Origin of the sequence: Pseudomonas flexibilis, from assembly GCF_000802425.1 — a bacterium.
In the GTDB taxonomy this organism is placed as follows: domain Bacteria; phylum Pseudomonadota; class Gammaproteobacteria; order Pseudomonadales; family Pseudomonadaceae; genus Serpens; species Serpens flexibilis.
The window spans coordinates 1-1,309 of record NZ_JRUD01000034.1; the positions used below are offsets into that span (position 1 = coordinate 1).

At 62.9% G+C, this 1,309-nt stretch carries 1 protein-coding gene; it reads left to right on the forward strand.

What is annotated here, in order from left to right:
• Positions 1 to 290: 290 nt before the first annotated feature.
• The gene (locus SF06_RS17045) at positions 291 to 1,232 is read left to right on the forward strand and encodes an IS110 family RNA-guided transposase (protein ID WP_039562797.1); all 942 of its coding nucleotides are present in this window, start codon (positions 291 to 293) and stop codon (positions 1,230 to 1,232) included.
• The last annotated feature ends 77 nt before the right edge of the window (positions 1,233 to 1,309 follow it).

The following is a 1,309-nucleotide window of genomic DNA, read 5'->3' on the forward strand; positions in this document are numbered from 1 at the left end:
GGGTGCTGCGGCCGGCTGAGGAACGTAAAAGCGCAAGGACCCGGCCAGGTGCCACGGCTAGAAACTCGCAGACAAGTCCGCTTGTATGTTTGTGCCTGTCGGGGATGAGGGACCAAGTTCGCATCTGACGCAAGTACAGACCGTGGGAGAGATCGTCCCGCCCCCACTCACCAAGGGCCGATAAGGAATCCATCAGGCTTGAGCCCCAACTCAAGACCGACGATATGCGCAAGCCAGCACCCGGGTGAGGCCCCGACAGACATCGTCAACCTAGTCGAGAGGGCCGCCCTATGGCAATGCCGTCGTCGTCCACTGTCATCGGCGTGGATGTAGCCAAAGCGGAACTGGTGATCTATCGCCAGGACCTGGATCAACTGAAAACCCATGCCAACGACAAGGCCGGCTGTGCCCAGCTTCTGAAGACCCTGCCGCCTCGTTGCCTGATCGCCATCGAAGCCACCAGCACCTACCACCTGCTGCTCATCGAGATGGCATACCGGCAGGGGCACCGGGTGTATGTCATTGATGGCTACCGGCTCACCCATTACCGCAAGGGTATCGGTGGGCGCGCCAAGACCGACGCCTGCGATGCCCGCCTGCTGGCCCGTTACCTGGCCAGCGAAATCGACTCGCTGCGCCCCTGGAACCCGCCATCCAAGGCCTACACCAGCCTGCAGCGCCTGCTGCGGCGGCGCGCCCTGCTGGTCAAGACGCGCACGGCGCTGAAGCAGAGCGTGGGCGAGGACCCGCAGTTCAAATCATTGTTCAAGCCCTTGATCGAGCGCATCAAGCGCATCGAGTTGCTGATCGAGAAACGCCTGCACGACACGCTCAAGGCGGCCGGCCTGCTGGAGCAGGCGCAACGCTGCCGGGGCGTGGAGGGCATCGGCGGACTGACCGCCGCCGCCCTGACCATGGCCTTCGAGCGCGGGGCGTTTCAAAGCGCCGATGCCTTCATCGCCTTCCTGGGGCTGGATGTACGCGCCAAGGACTCGGGGACCTTCACGGGCCGACGCAAGCTGACCAAGCAGGGCGATCCCGAGATACGCCGCCTGTTGCACAACGCCGCGCTGGCGGCCGCGCGCAAGGGCCACTGGAAGCAGTTGTACGAGCAGTATCAGGCGCGTGGCCTGAGGAAGACCCAGGCGCTGGTGATCCTGGCCCGCAAGCTGGCCAGGATCGCCTTTGCCCTGATGAAGAAGCGGGAGGATTACATCCCTCGAACTGCCTAAAAGCGCTTGCAGGGCAACATAGAATCTCCCACAAATAAGGCAAGTGCGGCTCCTGGACCTGTCTCTTATACACATAC

What these genes read in the sequence shown, in the direction of transcription:
- SF06_RS17045 (WP_039562797.1), top strand. Translation starts at nt 291, where the DNA reads ATGGCAATGCCGTCGTCGTCCACTGTCATCGGCGTGGATGTAGCCAAA.